The 17,129-nt window shown below is 63.1% G+C and carries 16 protein-coding genes; 1 reads left to right on the top strand and 15 read right to left on the bottom strand.

Translation table 11 applies throughout. The features are described from left to right. Window positions 1–207 precede the first annotated feature (207 nt). From ACSHZY_RS16105 to ACSHZY_RS16085, 5 genes are all read right to left on the bottom strand, one after another. Window positions 208–441 carry a hypothetical protein gene (locus tag ACSHZY_RS16105; RefSeq protein ID WP_435170867.1) on the bottom strand — a complete coding sequence of 78 codons (234 nt, stop codon included), beginning with the start codon at window positions 439–441 and terminating at the stop codon, window positions 208–210. Between the two features lie 121 nt (window positions 442–562). After that, complete coding sequence (locus ACSHZY_RS16100; protein WP_435170865.1) at window positions 563–1,183, bottom strand: sulfotransferase family 2 domain-containing protein; 621 nt, start codon at window positions 1,181–1,183, stop codon at window positions 563–565. 730 nt (window positions 1,184–1,913) lie between these two features. After that, window positions 1,914–2,144 carry a hypothetical protein gene (locus tag ACSHZY_RS16095; RefSeq protein ID WP_435170863.1) on the bottom strand — a complete coding sequence of 77 codons (231 nt, stop codon included), beginning with the start codon at window positions 2,142–2,144 and terminating at the stop codon, window positions 1,914–1,916. Beyond that, complete coding sequence (locus tag ACSHZY_RS16090; protein WP_435170861.1) at window positions 2,141–2,350, bottom strand: hypothetical protein; 210 nt, start codon at window positions 2,348–2,350, stop codon at window positions 2,141–2,143. Before ACSHZY_RS16090 ends, ACSHZY_RS16095 begins: the two co-directional genes overlap by 4 nt. Before the next feature lie 2 nt (window positions 2,351–2,352). After that, on the bottom strand, window positions 2,353–3,009 hold the full coding sequence (locus tag ACSHZY_RS16085) for a lysozyme (RefSeq protein WP_435170859.1): 657 nt from the start codon (window positions 3,007–3,009) through the stop codon (window positions 2,353–2,355). Between the two features lie 263 nt (window positions 3,010–3,272). On the opposite strand from ACSHZY_RS16085, the gene ACSHZY_RS16080 reads away from it, so the two are divergent. Then, window positions 3,273–3,461, top strand: coding sequence for a hypothetical protein (locus ACSHZY_RS16080; protein ID WP_435170858.1), 189 nt, complete (start codon window positions 3,273–3,275; stop codon window positions 3,459–3,461). A 266-nt stretch (window positions 3,462–3,727) separates the two neighbouring features. Here ACSHZY_RS16080 and ACSHZY_RS16075 read toward each other — a convergent pair whose 3' ends face one another. From ACSHZY_RS16075 to ACSHZY_RS16030, 10 genes are read right to left on the bottom strand one after another with little or no spacing between them, the layout of a single operon-like run. Beyond that, window positions 3,728–4,063 (bottom strand): hypothetical protein, encoded by a 336-nt coding sequence (locus tag ACSHZY_RS16075; RefSeq protein WP_435170856.1) that lies wholly within the window; start codon window positions 4,061–4,063, stop codon window positions 3,728–3,730. Continuing rightward, window positions 4,050–4,514, bottom strand: coding sequence for a hypothetical protein (locus ACSHZY_RS16070; RefSeq protein WP_435170854.1), 465 nt, complete (start codon window positions 4,512–4,514; stop codon window positions 4,050–4,052). Before ACSHZY_RS16070 ends, ACSHZY_RS16075 begins: the two co-directional genes overlap by 14 nt. Further along, on the bottom strand, window positions 4,511–6,646 hold the full coding sequence (locus ACSHZY_RS16065) for a sulfatase-like hydrolase/transferase (RefSeq protein WP_435170852.1): 2,136 nt from the start codon (window positions 6,644–6,646) through the stop codon (window positions 4,511–4,513). The genes ACSHZY_RS16070 and ACSHZY_RS16065 overlap by 4 nt, the downstream gene beginning before the upstream one ends. A gap of 3 nt (window positions 6,647–6,649) precedes the next feature. After that, window positions 6,650–7,444: a hypothetical protein gene (locus tag ACSHZY_RS16060; RefSeq protein WP_435170850.1), complete on the bottom strand. Its 795-nt coding sequence runs from the start codon at window positions 7,442–7,444 to the stop codon at window positions 6,650–6,652. 14 nt (window positions 7,445–7,458) lie between these two features. Beyond that, a complete protein-coding gene (locus ACSHZY_RS16055; protein WP_435170848.1) occupies window positions 7,459–9,471 on the bottom strand; it encodes a hypothetical protein in 2,013 nt (670 codons plus the stop codon). Between the two features lie 7 nt (window positions 9,472–9,478). After that, window positions 9,479–10,018 carry a hypothetical protein gene (locus tag ACSHZY_RS16050; RefSeq protein ID WP_435170847.1) on the bottom strand — a complete coding sequence of 180 codons (540 nt, stop codon included), beginning with the start codon at window positions 10,016–10,018 and terminating at the stop codon, window positions 9,479–9,481. 11 nt (window positions 10,019–10,029) lie between these two features. Next, window positions 10,030–10,296, bottom strand: a complete 267-nt coding sequence (locus ACSHZY_RS16045) for a hypothetical protein (RefSeq protein WP_435170845.1) — start codon at window positions 10,294–10,296, stop codon at window positions 10,030–10,032. Then, window positions 10,296–10,961 carry a hypothetical protein gene (locus ACSHZY_RS16040; RefSeq protein WP_435170843.1) on the bottom strand — a complete coding sequence of 222 codons (666 nt, stop codon included), beginning with the start codon at window positions 10,959–10,961 and terminating at the stop codon, window positions 10,296–10,298. The genes ACSHZY_RS16045 and ACSHZY_RS16040 overlap by 1 nt, the downstream gene beginning before the upstream one ends. After that, window positions 10,961–11,848 carry a hypothetical protein gene (locus tag ACSHZY_RS16035; protein ID WP_435170841.1) on the bottom strand — a complete coding sequence of 296 codons (888 nt, stop codon included), beginning with the start codon at window positions 11,846–11,848 and terminating at the stop codon, window positions 10,961–10,963. The genes ACSHZY_RS16040 and ACSHZY_RS16035 overlap by 1 nt, the downstream gene beginning before the upstream one ends. Further along, the gene (locus ACSHZY_RS16030; RefSeq protein WP_435170840.1) at window positions 11,848–17,037 is read right to left on the bottom strand and encodes a hypothetical protein; all 5,190 of its coding nucleotides are present in this window, start codon (window positions 17,035–17,037) and stop codon (window positions 11,848–11,850) included. The genes ACSHZY_RS16035 and ACSHZY_RS16030 overlap by 1 nt, the downstream gene beginning before the upstream one ends. Window positions 17,038–17,129 lie beyond the last annotated feature (92 nt).

Raw genomic sequence — 17,129 nt, 5'->3', positions numbered from 1 at the left:
GCTTCCCAAGCTTACGACGAGGGTTCGATTCCCTTCACCCGCTCCATCCTATTACAGTCTAACATATTGACGGCGCTACGCTTTTAGGCGCACCGCGTTTTCCGGCCTGTGGCGGGCGAGAGGGAACGGACGGACAACATCCGCCTGTTTTGACCATCGAATCTCGAAGAATCCCGAAGATATTCCCGAAGGATGTTCCTGATTCGATCAGGTTCCGTCACCCCAGGCGTACATGCCTTTGCGGTTACGCTTGTCCTCGACCTGTTCCTCCAGATCAGGAATGCCTAGGCACCAGCTTCTAATCGCCTCCAAAGCTTCTTCCATGGTATCGGCATACCCTTGAGACGCCGGAACTATCTGCACGGACCAATGCCACTTTTTCATAGCGTTGTACGTCGTCTGATGCATGACACGTCCGACCTTGATATGCTTATAAAGCACCAGCCAGTCAGTGTGATTTCCCTCGCTGGGCCATGTTATTCTTCGCGTCCACATGCATGAACATTTGCAGAACTTAGGTCGATTCGGGAAGATGCTTCAATCGGTTTGGCTGTAGCTCAAGCTACGCTGCGCGGCGTTCGTAACCAAAGGCTTCGAAATCAGCAGCGTATAACTGCTCAAGTGCCTCAAGCGTTTCTAAAGCGATCCGCGGCGGCTTATAGTCACCCGCAAAATGGTTCGGAATTCCAGTGGTGTGCTTGTCGCCGGCGATGTCATCCAGCCACGCCTCCACCTTGTCGAGGCCATTCTCAAGCTTGAACACCCGGCTCTTCTTGGGGATGAACGCGGCCTGAGGACGGAAGTGGTTGTCGAAGTCCTGGTGGCTCTTGGGGCCGAAATCCGCCAGCCGCTTTACCCACTCCTTGAAGCTGACCTTCGACTTGATGTTGCGCTCCCGGTCCCGGTGATAGTGGAAGGCGCTGATGATCCGATCGACGGGATGCCGAACCACCGCGAAGGATTGGTCGAGGAAGCCCATCGGGAAGAAGACAGCTAAGTCCGAGGCCAGGATATGCTGCGGCGACGCTGTCCGGAATTGGCCCGCCTTGTTCGCGTTGTACTTCCGATCCAGAAACGCGAGCTGTCCGAACCGCTCGCCCAGATAGTCCTCGATGCTGGTACCCGCGCACTTTGGGACATGGGCGAAATAGCAGAGCTTCCCCGCAACCTTGAAGATCGGCATCTATATCCCTCGCTTTGTTGGCTTCTTCGAGAGAATGAAACACGCGCAGGAAGACGGGGTAAAGATAAAATCTTCTATAAGTTGCGCGCTGAGCAGTCGCGCCCCTGATGCGTCCTGTACCGAAGGGCGGCGATGAAGCTGCCCCGCCAAGAGCCGCCCTCCGTCAAATTACCAGACTGTCCCGGTGTCGTCGCAGCGCATCCAACCGCTCGCGGTTAGCTGAACGTTCCTGTAGACGCGCGCCCTGATTCTACCTGAGGTTGTTGATCTGGATCAACTTAGGGAGCGCCACCATGAGGTCTGCATTACATTCCATCATCCTGTCGATGACGGTCGTGGCGTTCGCCGCGTCAACGGCTTCAGCCCACGGCGGCGGCTGCAGGAAGTCATCCCCTGCGGGCCAGTGCTGCCACATGGACAATAGTACAGGCCGAGTGCACTGCCACTAAGAGTTGTCGCCTCTTCTTCTGCTCAGCCATAAGCGTAAAAATGAACGTCAAACGGCTTCCATCTGAGGTCGCACCGACAGATCATCCATTCGTGCACGCTCGTTCTTCGGCATCTGGTTGAACAACGCGAAGTCTTCGCTGGCAAAGATTAGTTGCACCCTCCCCCAAACCCGATCACAACATCCGTCCCCGCCTCGCCCACGGGATTGGGCGTTTCAGGATGCGCCTCCAGCGCCGACCGCAGGTTGGCCACGTAGGGCCGCAGCGGCGCGCACAGCGCATCACTTGCGGGACGCGCGCAGCCGCTCACGCCAATCGCTGCCGTCAGCCCGAGAATCCACCACCGCATCCTGCACGTCCTTCTGTTTCTGGATTGCCGCCTCGGCCTGCTGCTGCTCGACCTTGGCCGTCGTCTCTGTCTTGCCCTTCGCCTTGCCGCGCAGATACGCGACGACGACGCCGAGGATGGCCGCGCCCAGCGTGCCGAGAATCGCCCCGACCCCGTCCATCATTCCACCGGCGCGTTGGTACGGTCGGGCACGAAGTAGCCGATCCCCATGGCGATCAGGATGCCGGCCAGCGTGGACATGCCGGGGCCGGAGATTGCGGGCCACGCCGCGAACAGTTCCGACCAGGCGGAGGTGATGACGGCCGCACTGATGCCGCCGGCCAGCAGTTTGTTCGTCGGCGCGGCGGAGGTCTGTTTTGCCAAAGGCATGGTCATTCTCCTTGGATGAGAGTTTCGAGGCGGGCGGCTTTCTCCCGCAGGGCGTCGATGCCGACATGCTGGCCCGGGCCCCACTTGGTGTCGAGCGGCAGGCGGTAGAGGTCGAGGCCGCGCAGCAGGACCTGCACATCACGGTTGCGGGGGTCGTCGCTGCCGAAGCTGAGGGGGGTCGAGGGGAGGGTCGACACCCCATCCGCATCCGGCGTCAGGAACAGCTCCTGCTCGGCGGCGCGGCGGCGGGCCAGCCCGGATAGCACCGACCCGTTCGACCGGTTCCATCGCGGGAACTCCTCGGCGGCACCCGAATAGTCACCCGCGTTCAGCTTCCGCAGAAGCGTCGACGACCGGAGGTTGCCCGCCCCGAGGTTAAACGTGAAGGACACCAGAGCGGCGAACTGGTTGCCGGTCAGCGGCACGGTCACAGCTGCCGTCACGGCACGCTCGAATTGCGCCAGATCACGCTGCAGAATGGCCTCCGCTTCCTCTGCGGTGATCGTCATGCCCCTCGTGACCTTCGGCTCTCCAGCGGCCGAAGTGTGGCCAACACCAATGGTAGGGATCGTCCAGCCATGTCCGGGGTCGGGATAGGCTTCCAGCCTCAAGCCCTCGTGCTCCTTGATGAGCGCGAGGCCGGCGTCGTTCGTCTGCATGGTGATCTCCGGATATGAAAAAGCCCCGCGTGATGGCGGGGCAATGTGAAAAGGGAGTTGGAGAGGCTGCAAAGCGGGCGAACGGGCCACGCTCCAGTCAATTCACGGTTGTTGACATTCATTAAAGTTTTACCGACAACGAAGGAACTGAGGCAGACCATCTGACCAAAAAAAGAACCTGTACGGGAAGGTCCACAGATCAGAAGGTGCCTCAGTGCCTTGCGATCATCGAAGTAAACGAGGACTTCTACCCGGAGGCCGATATGACCACACCCGTACTGCTGCTGATGAAAAGCGTCCATGCGAACGCGAATATCGCCCGCCATCATGGCTACGACAGCGTTGTAGACAAACTGGTCGAGGCTTTAATTCAGCTCGACTGCGACATTGCACGATCCGCTACCGAATGTAGCTTTCCTAAATTGCGTATCATTCAAGGCGGCAAGCTCTAAGACTTTAGGCCCTTCCCAACGGCTGGTAGACTGCGATGTCTGTCCGGTTGTAGCCCTGCTAGCCAGTAGAAACGGGTACGGTTAAGGCGACTTCCGCCGACAGGCAATATTGAAGATCAACAGAATCCTGCACTGAGGCACGGAACTGAACCTCAGGTTGTCCGTTCTTCCCGGCTGCCGGATGCAGCGGGTAATCAGTGTGCGCTGAGCTTCTGGCTTGGCGCTTTTTTTTTGTGGCTGCATCCGGTAGATCCATATGGTCAGCGTCAGCGCGGCAGCCGGTCTTCGATCACTTTGCCAAGACCTTCCATGCGCTCCAGGCGGTCTTCCTGCTTATCCAGCTTGCGGAAGACCTCATCAAAGCGGTGGTCGAGGTGCATCCGAAGGTCGCGCCCGAGACGGTTGCCTTCCCGCGCCTCCTCCAGCACGAACGGGACCAATTTGGCGTTCTCCTTCACCGCTTCCATGGGCGACGAATGCGGCTCCGGCGGCGGCCGCTTCCAGAGATAGACGATCGCGAAGATGAGGCCGAGCAAGGCCAGCGTGCCGATGAGGCCATACTCGCGAAGGGATTGTTCCGTCAGGGCATCAATGGGCGGCATAGTGGATGCGCTCCCAACGCAGGCGAGAAGCCGCGCGGAACTCGGCTATGACAAAGGCGGGATAGATGGCGAGAAGGAAGCCGGCCGCGTCGGACGCGCCGGACAGGTAATCGAACCAAAGGTTGTAGGAGAGCATCCCGAAGAACATGCACGAGCAGAAGGACATGATTGCCCGCCAGCGTGGGGTGCGGAAGTGGTATCCGTTCACGTAGAGCGCCGTGAAGCGGAACACGCCCCAGCCGCATAGGATGACGGCCGCGAAGGTCTCGGAGAGGCCGGTCTCATAGACCTGCCGGTAGGTGGGCAGCATGAGCGTGTTCTCCGGCAGGACCAGGACGAGCCCCATGAAGAAGATCACCTTGCTCATGTGATACTCGATGCCGCGCCCCTCCCGGTCCATGACCGAGAAGAAGTCGGCGATCATGCCGAGGATGAAGCGCAACGTTTTCATGTCATCACCCCCGTGATGGCGGCCTTCACGACGGCGGCCGTGGTGTTTCGGCAAACGATCTTCTCAAGCGCCGCCGTCACCTCGACATCAGCCCCGACCTGCGTGACGGAAGCTGGGCCAATGGGGGCCCAATCCACCAAATCCAGCACGTCGCCCGTGGCGAAGTCGGTGATCGTGTTGACCCGTCCCGTCCGGCCGATGCGGAAGGTGTCGTTGCCCGCGCCGCCGGAAATGAGATGCGCGCCGCCCGTCACGACGATCGTGTCGTTCCCGGTGTCGCCGGTGATCGTGTCGGAACCGGCCGAGGCGAGGATGTAGTCGTTGCCCGGGCCGCCGCCGACCAGATCATCTCCCTCGCCACCGTCCAGCGTGTCGTCGCGCGAGTTACCCGCAAGCGTGTCGTTCCCCGTGCCGCCGTAAAGCTGGTTCGGGTTGCCCTGCCCGCCGCGCAGCAAGTCGTTCCCGCCTTCCCCGTAGGCGATGACGCGGGCCCGCGTCGGGTCCTTGATCTCATCGTCGCCGTCGCCAAGGTAGGCCGTGAGCAACTGGTTCTCGTTGTTCTCGATCCGGATCGTGTTGTTCAGCGCGTTGGCCTGCAGGATGATATTCAGCGCTTCCCGCCCCATCACGGAATAATCCTCGATGTGCGGGGGCATGCGAACGGCCCCGCCGACGTTGGCATTGGCGCCCCACATGCGCTGATAGCCGGGGGACCGCCCCTTGCTGCTGTTGAAGTCGCCCAAGGCCACGAAGCTGGTGGCGAAGCGCTGATCCGTGGGCACGGTGCCGAGGAAGGATTGCAGCTCCGACGGACGCGAGGTGTCGATGCCCTCCTCCACGATCAGGAAGCCCCAGTCATAGGCGGCGTTGATCGCGATCTCCCGGTGCGCTTCGAAGTCCGGATCCGTCTTGGACACGTCCGTCGTGGCCCACGGGTCGTCGACCAGGTCGTACATCTCGGATGTGCCGTCCTGATAAACCGTCGTGCGCTTGGTGCCGATCGCGACCGAGGACGATCCATACCAGAACGTCGGTATGGGTCGCAGTGCCGGCGTCTGCCCCTCGATCCACGGGCGCAGGCTGATCCCCCGGAAACCCTCGGGGATCGGGATGCCGCAATAGTCCATGATCGTGGCGCCGAGGTCGATGTGGCTGACCGGCGTCTCGACCTTGCGCGGCGCCTGCCCGGGGACCTTGATCGCCATCGGCGCGCAGGCCGCCTGCTCGTAGAGCGTGAACTTGTGCCAGCGGTCGCGGTCGCTCAGGTGGTAGCCGTGATCCGAGTAGAAGGTCACGATGGTGTCGGCGGCGAAGGGGCTGGCCTCCAGCGCGTCCAGCACCCGACCCAGCTGCTCGTCCATCCACAGCGCGCCGGCAGCGTAGTTGTGGATCGTGCGGCGGGCGTAGAGCTTGTTCGCATCCGTCCACAACGCGGGATCGGGTCCGAAGCCGTTGGTGCCCTCGCCCATGAACTGCTGGGCAAAGGGGAACGTGTGCCAGCCGCCGTTCCAGTCCTCGGGCAAGATCACGTCGTCAATGCTGATGAGGTCGTGGATCCGCTTCGGCGTCACCCATTCGAGGTGCGGGTGGTGGAAACCGCAGAACCAGGCGAACGGCCGATCCTCGGCGTAGGTGGTCAGGTGCTGGATGGTCAGGTCGGCCATCCGCTTGTCGTACCAGTCCGTCTCGTTCTCGAAGACGTCGCCGTAGAGACCGCCGGTGTAGACGCCGCCAGTCTTCGGCTGGATCGGCTCCTCCGAGAACGGGGCGTTGTCGTAGAGCGCGTCGTAGACCCAGCCCGGTTCCGGCGCGTAGCCATGGTAGATCTTGCCGACAGTCCCGATGTAGTAGCCTGCCTCGCGCAGGCGATACTGCCACATGTGCCGCGGGTGCAGGATGTCCTTCCATCCTTCCGACAGGTCGAACGACCGGGTTTCGGCTGGCGACATGCCCGACATGACCGCGGTGCGCGCGGGTTCGCAGACCGGGACGATGCAGTACGACCGGTCGAAGTCCGTCCCGCTGTTCATCAGTCGGCGCAGGTTCGGCATGTCATAGCCGCGGATCAGCACGCGCAACATCCGGTCGAGGTGGCAGAGATCGTCGGCGGCGATGAAGAGAAGGTTCGTCATAGCTCAGGCCCCATAGGTGGCGGCGTAGCGGATAAGATCGGCGCGCAGGTTGTTCATGGCCGCGGTGCCGTCGAAGATGTCGCCTTGGATCAGCGCGAAATCGAGGATGGAGCCGCTGAAGGGCTGGTTCCCCTGCCCTTGGCCGACGGTCCACTGCCAGACGGTGCCCCCGGTTGCCAGGAGTTCGCTCCAGCGGCCATAGGTCACGCTGGTGGGCGTCTCGGCCCCGTGCGCGCCGGACACCGCACCGGTGGTGAAGTCGAAGGACACGAAGCCCACGTCGCGCGTGTTGAGCGCGGGCGCATTGGGATAGGTCAGCAGCGCGTTGATGGCCGGGTTGATCAGCACCCCGCGCACCTGCGAGGCCCCCGCCGTGCTGCGGGCGACGTGGAACACCCGGGCGCCGTCGCCCTCGGCCACGGACGGATCGGAGTTCCGCAGGCTGATGCCCCAGTCCTCGGTGTCGATGGCCGCGGCCTTGCGGACGCTGAACATCGTCCACCGGCCCGTCAGCTTGGCGGTGTCGAAGCCTAGAACCGGCTGGCCTTGCGTTCCCGCAAAGCTGGCCGCCTCGTAGCCCCCATCCGCGATCCACGGCTGCACGCCGGTGCCGTCAAGGGCCAGCGTGCCGATGCGCGGCGCGATCCGGGTCCGGCCCGTGGTGGCGTCGGTCGCAGCCTGCCCCTTGGTCAGGGTCCACCAGTTCTTGAGGGCGGGATACTTGGCGAAGACCTCCTCCCAGACGAACGCGTCGGTGATCGGGCGGGCGATAGTGCCGGGAAGCGTGGCGATGGGCATGGTTCAGCGCCTCCTCAGCGCACAACAGGGGCGCGGCCGGAGCGCGCGTGACGGTAGTGGGTGGCGCCGCTGACGAGGCGGCTGGCTTGCGACCACTGGTCGGTGAGCGATCCGCGGTTGGCGGTGAAGCCGTCGCCCCGGTCACCGGTCTGGCCCCAGGCATAATGGACGGTCAGCTCGCCCAGCGGTTCGGCGGTCATGGTGATCAGCACGCTCGTGCCGCTGACGGCGACGCTTTCGATCGTCGCACCGTTTGTGACACCGGCCACGGTGAAGCCGTGATTGGCCGGATCGCGGAGGATCAGATTGCTCAGGGCCGTAAAGGGCGCGGTGATGACGCGCCCGGCGATGCTGCACTGGGCGTCAATGCAGGGGCCATACCAGGGCCGCCGCGCCAGCCGCTCGGAAACGGCGATCGCCTCCAACTCGCTCAGCAGCAGCGCGGATTGCGCTGTCAGGGTGGCGGCGGTGCCCGGCTCCAGAGGATACGGGTAGCGCGGGCCAGCGATGACGAAGGCCAGCGAGAAGTGCGCGAAGTCCAGTTCCCCTTCGGCCAGAATGACCTCCGAGGTTCCGTCCGTGCGCGTTCCGGCCGATTGCGACACCACCACCATCGGCAGCGGCGCCTGCCCGGCGGCTTCCGCCACTTCCATCCGCAGGCCGTTGGCCACGGCGGCATAATGCAGATCGGCCGTAGCCTTGGGTGTGGCCGGGGCACCCTCCAGCAGCGCAAGGGCGATGCGGTCGATGAAGAGCTCCTTTCCCCATGGCGCAAGGGCGGCCTTGGCGGCGGCGATGCGCTGGATCAGGGCCGTGCGCGCGGGGGCGCCGGGCAGCGCGTCCGCTTCCACGGTCGAGGCCAGCACCTGCGACAGCGCCACGACCGTCGGAAGCCCGCGATAGATCGCCCGCTCCCCCGTCAGGTGCGCGACGGCCTGCGCCGTGGCGGCCAGCCCGTCCTTCGGGGCCAGCAGCGTCTCGTTCACGACATGATAGGGGAAATCGTCCGGCAATGCGCGGATCACCCCGGAGGAACCGCCACCGAACGACACGATGCCGAGGGCCGGGTTCTGGGTCTGGGCAAGGGTGACGGTGCCGCGCTTTTCGAAGCCCCAGACGTTGCCGCCCCACTGCGTGGACAGGTAACGGAACACCTCGCCGCCCGCGTCGGTCGTCTTGATGCTGTTCCACGCCTCGCCCACGTTGTCAGGATCGGCGAATTCCACGGCCGCGCCCTCGCCGCCACCCCCGCCGCCGGTGTCACCAAGGCCAAGAATGTCTTCCGCGAGGAAGGTCCCTCGCAAAACCCCGTCCTGGCGCATCGTCAGCGCCGGCCCGTTCGCGGCCTCCACCAGAACGATGGAGTCGCTGGGCTTGGCCACCTCCGGCGGCTCGGGAGCGGAAAGCTCTGCCAGCTTCGTCACTAGCCCTTGCACGTCGTCCGGGACAAAGTTCCCGCGCGTGGTCCCGTCCTTGAGCGTCACCAGTGCCGGGCCGTTCTGCGCGGCCACGATGACGACACTGTCGCCGGGGGCTGCAATGTTGCGCAGGTCCAGGACATCCTGCGCGATCGCGGCAACGTCGGTCTTGCTGGCCTTGTTGGCCAGTTCACCTTGTCCGGTGTACACCCAAGCGGTGGTGCCGTAGCGATAGTACCCGCCGCCATTGGCCTGCGTGTCCGTGACGAATGCCATGTCGCCGGTCGTTCCTGTCACGGCGTCTAGTTCGGCCTTTGTCGCCTTGGTGTACTTCACGGGCAGCACGCTTTTCGCCGCCGCCGCGGCAACCTCCGCCCGGTCCGCGCTGGCGATCCCCTCGCCCACCTTCTTTGCAATGGCCTCCTGAAGAAGCGTGATCGCATCCGGGGACAGAGAGGCGACGTCCGCGAGGAATTTCCGGATCGACGGGCGCGAACGGCCATCGGCATCCTGCCACTGTTCGGCCTCGTCACCGTTGGCAAAGGTGTCGAACCGTTCTTCATTGGTGGAGAAGCGCCGGACGGCCTCGTCGATGGGAAGCTTTGCCATTATTACCTCATGCCACAGCGCTTAGCGTTTCGGAAAGTTGACGCATCGTGGCGTCGAACAGATCTTCGATGGTCAGGAAAGCGTCGCCCGGCAGACCAGCGACGGTACGGTAGCGCACGATCGGCAGGGGCTCGATCTCGATGCTGATGGTGCCGGTCACCACGTCGTCCGCACCGTTCACGCCGACGCGGAACGACATGACGACGCCTGAAAACCAGTACATCATCCCGTCCTGCAGGGTGACGCGGAAGAACGCCGGTGATCCGCGGTCACGCGCTGCTTCGACGGCCGCCTGCCCTCCATTCGAGGGATCAAGCGCCACCGTCGGGGCCACCGCTCCGTTGTTGAACGACCCCTTGCGCTTGTCGGTCCCCCGGCGATCAAGCGCCTGATGGGTGACGGTCGCGAATTCCCGCCCGAACTCGCCGATGCTTGTCACTTCGCCAATGGTGACCGGCCGCAACGCCCCGTATCCGTCTGGATCGTAGGAGGCAGGCGCAGCGAGGCTGATCGCCAGCGAGACGCCGGCGCCGGTTTGCGCTGTCATGTCTGGGCCTCCTAGGCCTTATCGGCGGAAGGAAGTGCGACAGGCCCATCCTTGGCAACGTCGATCGCTTTCGGGAATGCCACCGCCTCGGGGGGGTTAGGACCATGGGGCAGCATGATAGTCACGGTGAGCCCGTCATCCCGGCTGATGCCCTTCACCCACGGGTTTTCGGTATCCTGCCGTAGATCAACAGCGATGCCGTTGATGACGAGGATGTCGCCGGTGACCGACAGTGTCAGCACCTCATCGCTGCGAACGGGCGAAAAGATGATCCGCATCAGAACCACCGTCCAATAGCGGTCAGCGCGATGAATGCAAAGGTGCTGCTGGCTCCACCACCCTGACTGAACAAGGACCATTGCGTGCCGGTCGTGTGTATGAACGCTGTCGAAAGCGCCCCCTGATCTGAGCCGGGAATGCCGGTTGTAGATCGCGTCGCGCCCCACGAAACTGAAACGTCCCCAGTGAATGCCGCGGGGAACGGCCACGTATTGGACGATACGTTGTTCGTCGTCAGGTCGGCCGCGACCTTCGCCGTGCAGATCTGGGTTCCGTCAGCGAAGCGCAGGTAATTACCATTGGCGTTGCTCCCCTTCTCTAGAAGCGCGCCGGTGGGTACCCCTGCGGACTGCGCCACCGTGCCGATCACGTTGCCGCGCCGGAACGTTTTGTCCGCAGGATAATCGCTGCGGATCTGCGCCGCCGGCACTGCGCCAAGAGCGGCATAAGCCTGCGCCGCCGTGTTCGCCTTCAGCAATGACACTGCGAAGTCCGTGGGGTCGAGATCGCCCAGACCCATCGCATTCATCGCGGCGACCAGAGCATTCACGGAGGAGAGGAACGCGGGGAGCGAACCCACGAACGCGTTGGCGTCCGTGCCAAAGTTGGCGAGGTCGCCGAAGCTCGGGGGATCGGCAAGGCCGGAAACGGTAGGAAGCGCCATCAGACGAGCCCCTCTATCTCAAGGTTGGCAAAACTCATCCCGTGCGTCAGCGGGATGTCAAAATCAGCGAAGAAGCCGTAGATCGTCGTGCCGAAATCCGCGGTGTCGGCATCAGCGAAGTAGACGGCCGGCGTTGCACGAAGGTTGGACAGGATCCGCTTCACACGGCGCCCGTCCTGCGGCGGCATCGCGAACGAGAAGGTCGTGGTGTCGGAGAATGGGCGTTCCACGATGAGGGGGTTGCCCCAATCGTCACGATCCTTCAGCGAATAGTCAGTCATTCCGATGCTGGAACCTTCTAGGGTGATACCCAAGGTCTGGACGCGCCCCAGCACGATTTCACCGATGCTGGTTTCCCCCCCGCCCGATGAAAGCGTGACCTGCACCTGGGCCCCGGCGAACGCAGGAAGCCCGGTCAGGATCAGCTCGGTTTCGAAGGCGGGAACGTATGTGAAGAAGGAATACCAGTCGGTGACCTCGGATGTATCGATCACTTGGTGGGTCTGGTCGTAGAGCGTTGCACCTGACAACGTGATCTGAACCCGGATCGTTGCCGCCCCGATCCCGAACAGCGCCAGCCCATCAGCCTGAGTGGTCAGTGACATGGTCCACTGCATGTCGCCGTTGCGCGAAGCCCGGTCGTTGATCTTTTTGTCGAACGGCTTGTAGAGGTCTGTCGACCCGACGAGGATCCACCATGTCCCATCATCCGTGACGGGGTTTTTACCGGAGTTGGCAGGCTGGACCGACTGCCATACCTGATGCGTCGAAGGCGTGATGACGCGGGCCCCCGCAACGTAGGTCGTTCCGGTGGCCCATGTGGGATACTCGTTCTCCACCACGTTCGAGGTGAACGTGGTGATGTTCGCTGGCACGATGACTTTCATCAGGCGGCAGTCCCTGTTGCGGCTTGCTCCGGCGGAAGGCCGATCTTGTCGAACTTCTGGAGTATTTTCGCGACCTTCGCGTTGGAAGCGTTCAGCGCCATGAGGAGCTGGCGGTTTTCCTCACGAGAGGCTTTGAGCTCCCTGACCACCTCGCCATTCCCGAGCATGTCTCGGGTCTGGCCGCTGGAGAAGATGCGTGCGGGACCCGTTGCCTCAAGTTCGGGCCCCCGCTCACCCACCAGCCGCAGGCCACCGCCAAAGACCCCGCCACTGGCATAGGCCGGGACGTTCAAACCGATGGAGGACCAGTCGAACACCTCCGGCTGGAACTTGCGGACGCCGGCCAGGATCTCCTGCCAACCGCCGGCATCGAAGTGATCCTGTGGGTTCACCCCTGACCGCTTCACATCTGCATACGCCCCGAGATAATCGGTCGGGTCGACGTCAAGATCTTCGTGGTGTCGCGTGAACTCCAGCCAGAGCAAGTCATTCAGGTTGGCGATCGGCTGCACGCGGTCAATGCTGTCCGATCCCGACAGGGCTGCGATGGCCGCTCCGATCTCGGTGAGCGTCTTCCCTTTGGTGGGGATGCCCGCCTGTGCCGCCAAGGCGTTGATCTGCTTCGTGGTGGCGAAAAGGGTGCCTTCTTTGTTGCTGGTCAGGGTGGCGGCGCTTTGATTCACGCCCGCGATGCGCGCCTGAAGGTCGGCTTCAGCCTTCACCACCGTGTAGAGGTTTTGGATTGCCGTCCGGAGGTTGTCCATCGGGTTGGTGATCGCGGCCTTGGTGGCCGTCTCATACCAGACTGTGAAAGAAGCGGCGGGGTCGAACTTGAAGCTGCCGCCCAAGGTCAGCATGCCCTGAGCGTCGCCGAGGATGTGCAGAAGGCGCTTCTGGCTGTCGCTCATCCCGGACGCCAAGATAGCCGTCACCGTCACCTGGCGGTTGCTCATCGTCTTGAGGGCCAGTTCTACAGCCGAGGCGGACGACTTGCCCGACATCAGCGCCTGAACCTCCTTGATCATAGTGGACTGCCCCGTGATCGCGATCCACTTAAGATCGGCGGGCAGGTCTTTGCGCACGATGAAGTCGATCGACGACCGGATGCCTTCGTTCGCGGCCGTCAGCATGCCACGGATGTAATCCGGCACGTCCGCTTTCGCGATCAGGTCCACGTTGACCTTCAGCCGCTCCTGAAGCGCCGCGTAGCTGAAGCTCGTGACGTCCTTAATGGCGGCCTCGATCGCCCCCGTGGTCTGGTCGAACTGCGCCAGTGTCCCGTCGAAGTCGCGGACCATGGCTTGCAGATCCTTTGGCAGCTGCTTGATCGCCTCCTCCGTCAGCCCTTGGTAGCTGAGGAAGTTCTGCAACTGGGTCAGGACGTCGATCTGCTGCTCGTAGAGCGACCTCAGTACATCATCGTTGGCGCCCTCCAGATCGGAGATGCCAGCCGCAAGGCTCAACCCCGCTGTCACTCGAGCCGCGGCTGTCGCGTATTCGGCTTGGCTGCGGCTGGTCTGGCGCAAGCTGGTCAGCAGATCCGAGGCCGCGCCGGTGATCGACTTCGCCGCGTCGACGTCTCCGCCCTTCACCCGCTCCAGCAGCGTGTCGAACCGCGTCTGGTTGCCGGTCAGCGCCTGCTGCGGGTTGATGTACGACAGGTTCGAGTTGTTCAGGTCGTGGATGAAGTCCCGCAGCGACTGCGCCGTCTGGTACCAGAGGCGCGCCGATTGCTCGTAGGTCTGAGCGGCAGCTTCCGCGCCAGAGATGGCGGTGGCCAGCTCCGTCGACACTGTTCCGGCCAAGGCAGCAATCTCGGCGGTGAAGCTGGCCACTGCCGGCAGGACAGAGTCCATCCCCGCGGCCAGCTGGATCAGGGCAGCGTATGTCTCACGCCCCTTCTCCGTTGTCAGGTCCTGCGCCTCGATCATAGCCATGTAAGCATCGCGCGTTTTGGGCATCGCGATGTTCAGCTTCGCCAGTTGCTCCGTCATCTGACGCTCAAGCGTGCTGCGGCGCTGTTCTTCCGTGTAGAAGGCGTTGTAATAGGTCTGGGTGGCTGTTCCCATCGCGTCCAAGCCGCCGAACAGTTCGGCAAGGGCCGACGCCATATCGGCACCGGCAAGCCCGGTCGCGCTGAACGTGTGACTTAGCGTGTCCATGATGCTCGTCACGCCTACTAAGGACTGCGACAGGCGCGTGAGGGTATCGAGTGCTTCCTCCCCGCTCTTGGCGTACTTGTCGATGCCAGCGATCATGTCCGCCATGGCGTGACCGGCATCCTCAAGCTTCGCCTGGAACTTCTCGGCGATCTCCTCGGGCGACTTGTCGTCGGTGGAGAAACGGAACTTGTAGATGAAATTGTCGAAGGTGTCCCCGGCGATGCCCAGCGTGTCGGCCATGCCCACGACGCTCTCGCGCAACGCGCCGAAGCTCTGGGAGAGCGTGTCCTGCGTGGCCTTGTCCAGCGCTTGCCGTTCTGTGCTGTCGCTGCCGAAGACCCCTCCCTTGTAGCTCTGGTAGGTGCTGCCGCTGAAGCCGCCCGTCCCGTAGAACTTCCCCTCGATCCCGGCGCCCGCCAGCCGCTTGCCGAACAGCCGGTTGGTCAGGCCGCCCAAAGCGCCGCCGACAAGCCCACCCAGAGGGCCGCCGATCAGCGCACCGATGCCCGCGCCGATCATCGACGTGGTGGATCCGCCCAAGCCCGCGATCTTGTAGTCCCCCGCCAGCATGCCGCCGATGGCCGTACCCGCGATGGCCGGGCCTAGGTATGCGCCGATCTGCATGCCGAGGCCGTTGAAGCCTGCCGCGTTCGCACTCAGGCTGGCAGAGTATGACTGGAAGCCCTGCATGATGCCGCCGCTCGTGGCGCTGGACAGGGCCGCCTGCAACGGGGCTGTGATGCCGGACAGGACCGACGACCCGAAGCCGGTGATCTGGCCGAGGAACCCCGCACCCTGCATCAGGCCGCCGCCCATACCACCACCGACGCCTGTGGCGGCCGACGCCGCCCCTGCAACGCCACCTGCCCCACCCATGCCGACGCCGATCATCAGCTTGTTCTGCGCGGCCATGCGGATCATGCTCACCAGCATCGTGCGGAACCCGCCGATCATGGCATCCTTGAAGCTGGCGAAGTCAGCCGCCCCACGCTCCAAGAAGTCCCAGAACGAGTTGGACAGTTGCTCCATCAGGGGATTGCCCTCACGCACCTCCTCGTTGATGAGGTTCTGCGCGCGGGCGAACTGTTCAGCCGTCAGTTTGCCGGCCGCTTGCAGCGATGTGATCTCGCTGAGTTGCTCGGCGTACTTCTCAGCCGGCGTCTGGATGCGCTTCAGCCATCCGTCGGCCATCGACTGCATCTGCTTGTCGTATTTCTCTGCCTCAGACGTGCCCGCTTTCGTGGCCTTGCTTTGTGCGCGGATCGAGGCCGTAAGTTGATCTTCGGTATTCATGCGCTCCGACAGGACGTCGATCGCGGCTAGATCAATGGCAAGACGATTGTCAGCAACAATCGCCGCTTCGCCTGCCGCCACGGTCGCGTCACGTTGAGCCTGCGCCTCTTGGCGTAGTCCTTCGATTTGCCCAGCGTTCGCAGCGTTTTGTCCTGTCCGGAGGGCCGAGATTTTTGCCTCGACGACGGCAATCTGTGTATCCAGCCCTGCCGAAAACCCCGTAGCCGCCTGAAGTGCCGATGCCAAACCGCGTGCCTCTGCCGCCGCAGTTCCCAACCCGTCGGCGGCCAGGAGAGACAATTGCTCCAGCCTGGCCGCTTCGACGTTTGCAGTCCCTGCAGCCGTCGCCACATCGCGCATGGATTTGGGGATGGCATCAACAGTCCCGTAGACCTCGATCAGGATATCCAGAAACTCAGACGTGTTCTGCTTAATCTCACTCGCACCGCTGGCTTTCACCATGGCGTCATAAGCCACAGATACACGGGAAGCTTGATCAGCTGTCAGGCTGTATTCGTTCTTCAATTCAGCTGTCCGGAGCTTCGCCTCGATGGCGCTGGCCCCGATGTTGTTGTTGCCTTGGGCGATGAACTTCAACGCCTCACCGATCTCGGAACGGGCATCCTTGAAGCCCTCCGTCACGCTCTTTACGCTCGCATCGAGAGCGTCCAAGGCTTTGAGCTGAGCCAGACCGCTGAGAACCTGCAGGGTCTCCCGTGCAGCCGAGGCGTTGGTGCCGAACTCCGTAGTCAGATCCGCCGATGACAGGGCGGCGCGGTCCACGGCATTTTTGTATGCGTCTGTCGTAGCCGTGACACTCTGCAAGGCTTCGTCGAGCGTCTTGGTTTCTTCCTTGGCCGTCGAAAGAAACTTATACAGGCCCGCTCCTATGGCTACCGCTGCGCCGATAGCGGCACCCCAGACCCCAAGGCCGCCAGCCAGCTGCGGGAACTGCTGCGCAAAGGCCATGGCGGCAGACTGACCGGACGCCACTTGCACGGCAAAGTCACCGATCTGATACGAGGCATTCTGAATTTGCGGCCCCAGCTTGGAGGCTTCTTTGCCCACCGTGGCTTGAGCAACCGCGAACTCTCGCGAGGTGCTGGTCGCGGCCACCTGTGCAGCCCCCACCGCCTGCACGGCCTCAACCGGCGCCGCATACGCCGCGCGCACCTGATCCATCATCAGCTTATGTTCTCGCGCGCCAATCGTGCCGGCTTTGAGTGCGGCGGTAAGCAGAACTTCAGCCGCTGTCATGCGCTGAGCCGCAGCATAGGCTGGGTCAAGGCTGGCCCGCAGTTGCTCGATGGCTTGGCGCTGCGTCTGTGCCGCCGTGGTCACGTCCAGATATCGGTTGCGAGCCTGCTGCAGAACGGCGTTGGCTTGATCCTGGCTAGCCTCACCCCGAGCAACCGCTGCCGTCAGTTCCTTCTGAACATTGGCGTAACGCTGCGTGGCGGCGAATAAAGGATCGAGGCTCGCCCTGATGTCGTTGAAGGAGCGCGCCGCCTGCTGAGCCGGACGTTGGGTCTGCTCCAGAGCTTGCGCAATGGTCGACGAATACCCGGCAAGTCCAGAGGACAGGCTGTTGATCGCATCCGTCGCTTTGCGAACAGCGTCCAGAACGCCCTTCTCGCTCCGGCCTGCGGAGGCCGTCAGCTTGTCCAGGTCCCCTGCTGCCTTGACGGCCTGCGAGCTGTCGATCGAGAAGCCAAGGGCAGCGAGATCGGTCATGGAGGAAATCCTTGTCGGGTCGCAGAACGCCCCCTAGCCTTGCGACTTGGGTGAATTTGGGGTGGCTATGAAACCGCTGGCCTTACGGACAG

Origin of the sequence: Falsirhodobacter sp. 1013 (genome assembly GCF_051195255.1) — a bacterium.
Taxonomy (GTDB): Bacteria; Pseudomonadota; Alphaproteobacteria; order Rhodobacterales; family Rhodobacteraceae; genus Falsirhodobacter.
The sequence above is the reverse complement of the archived record's forward strand: the minus strand, read 5'-3'. Positions and strand labels throughout refer to the sequence as shown.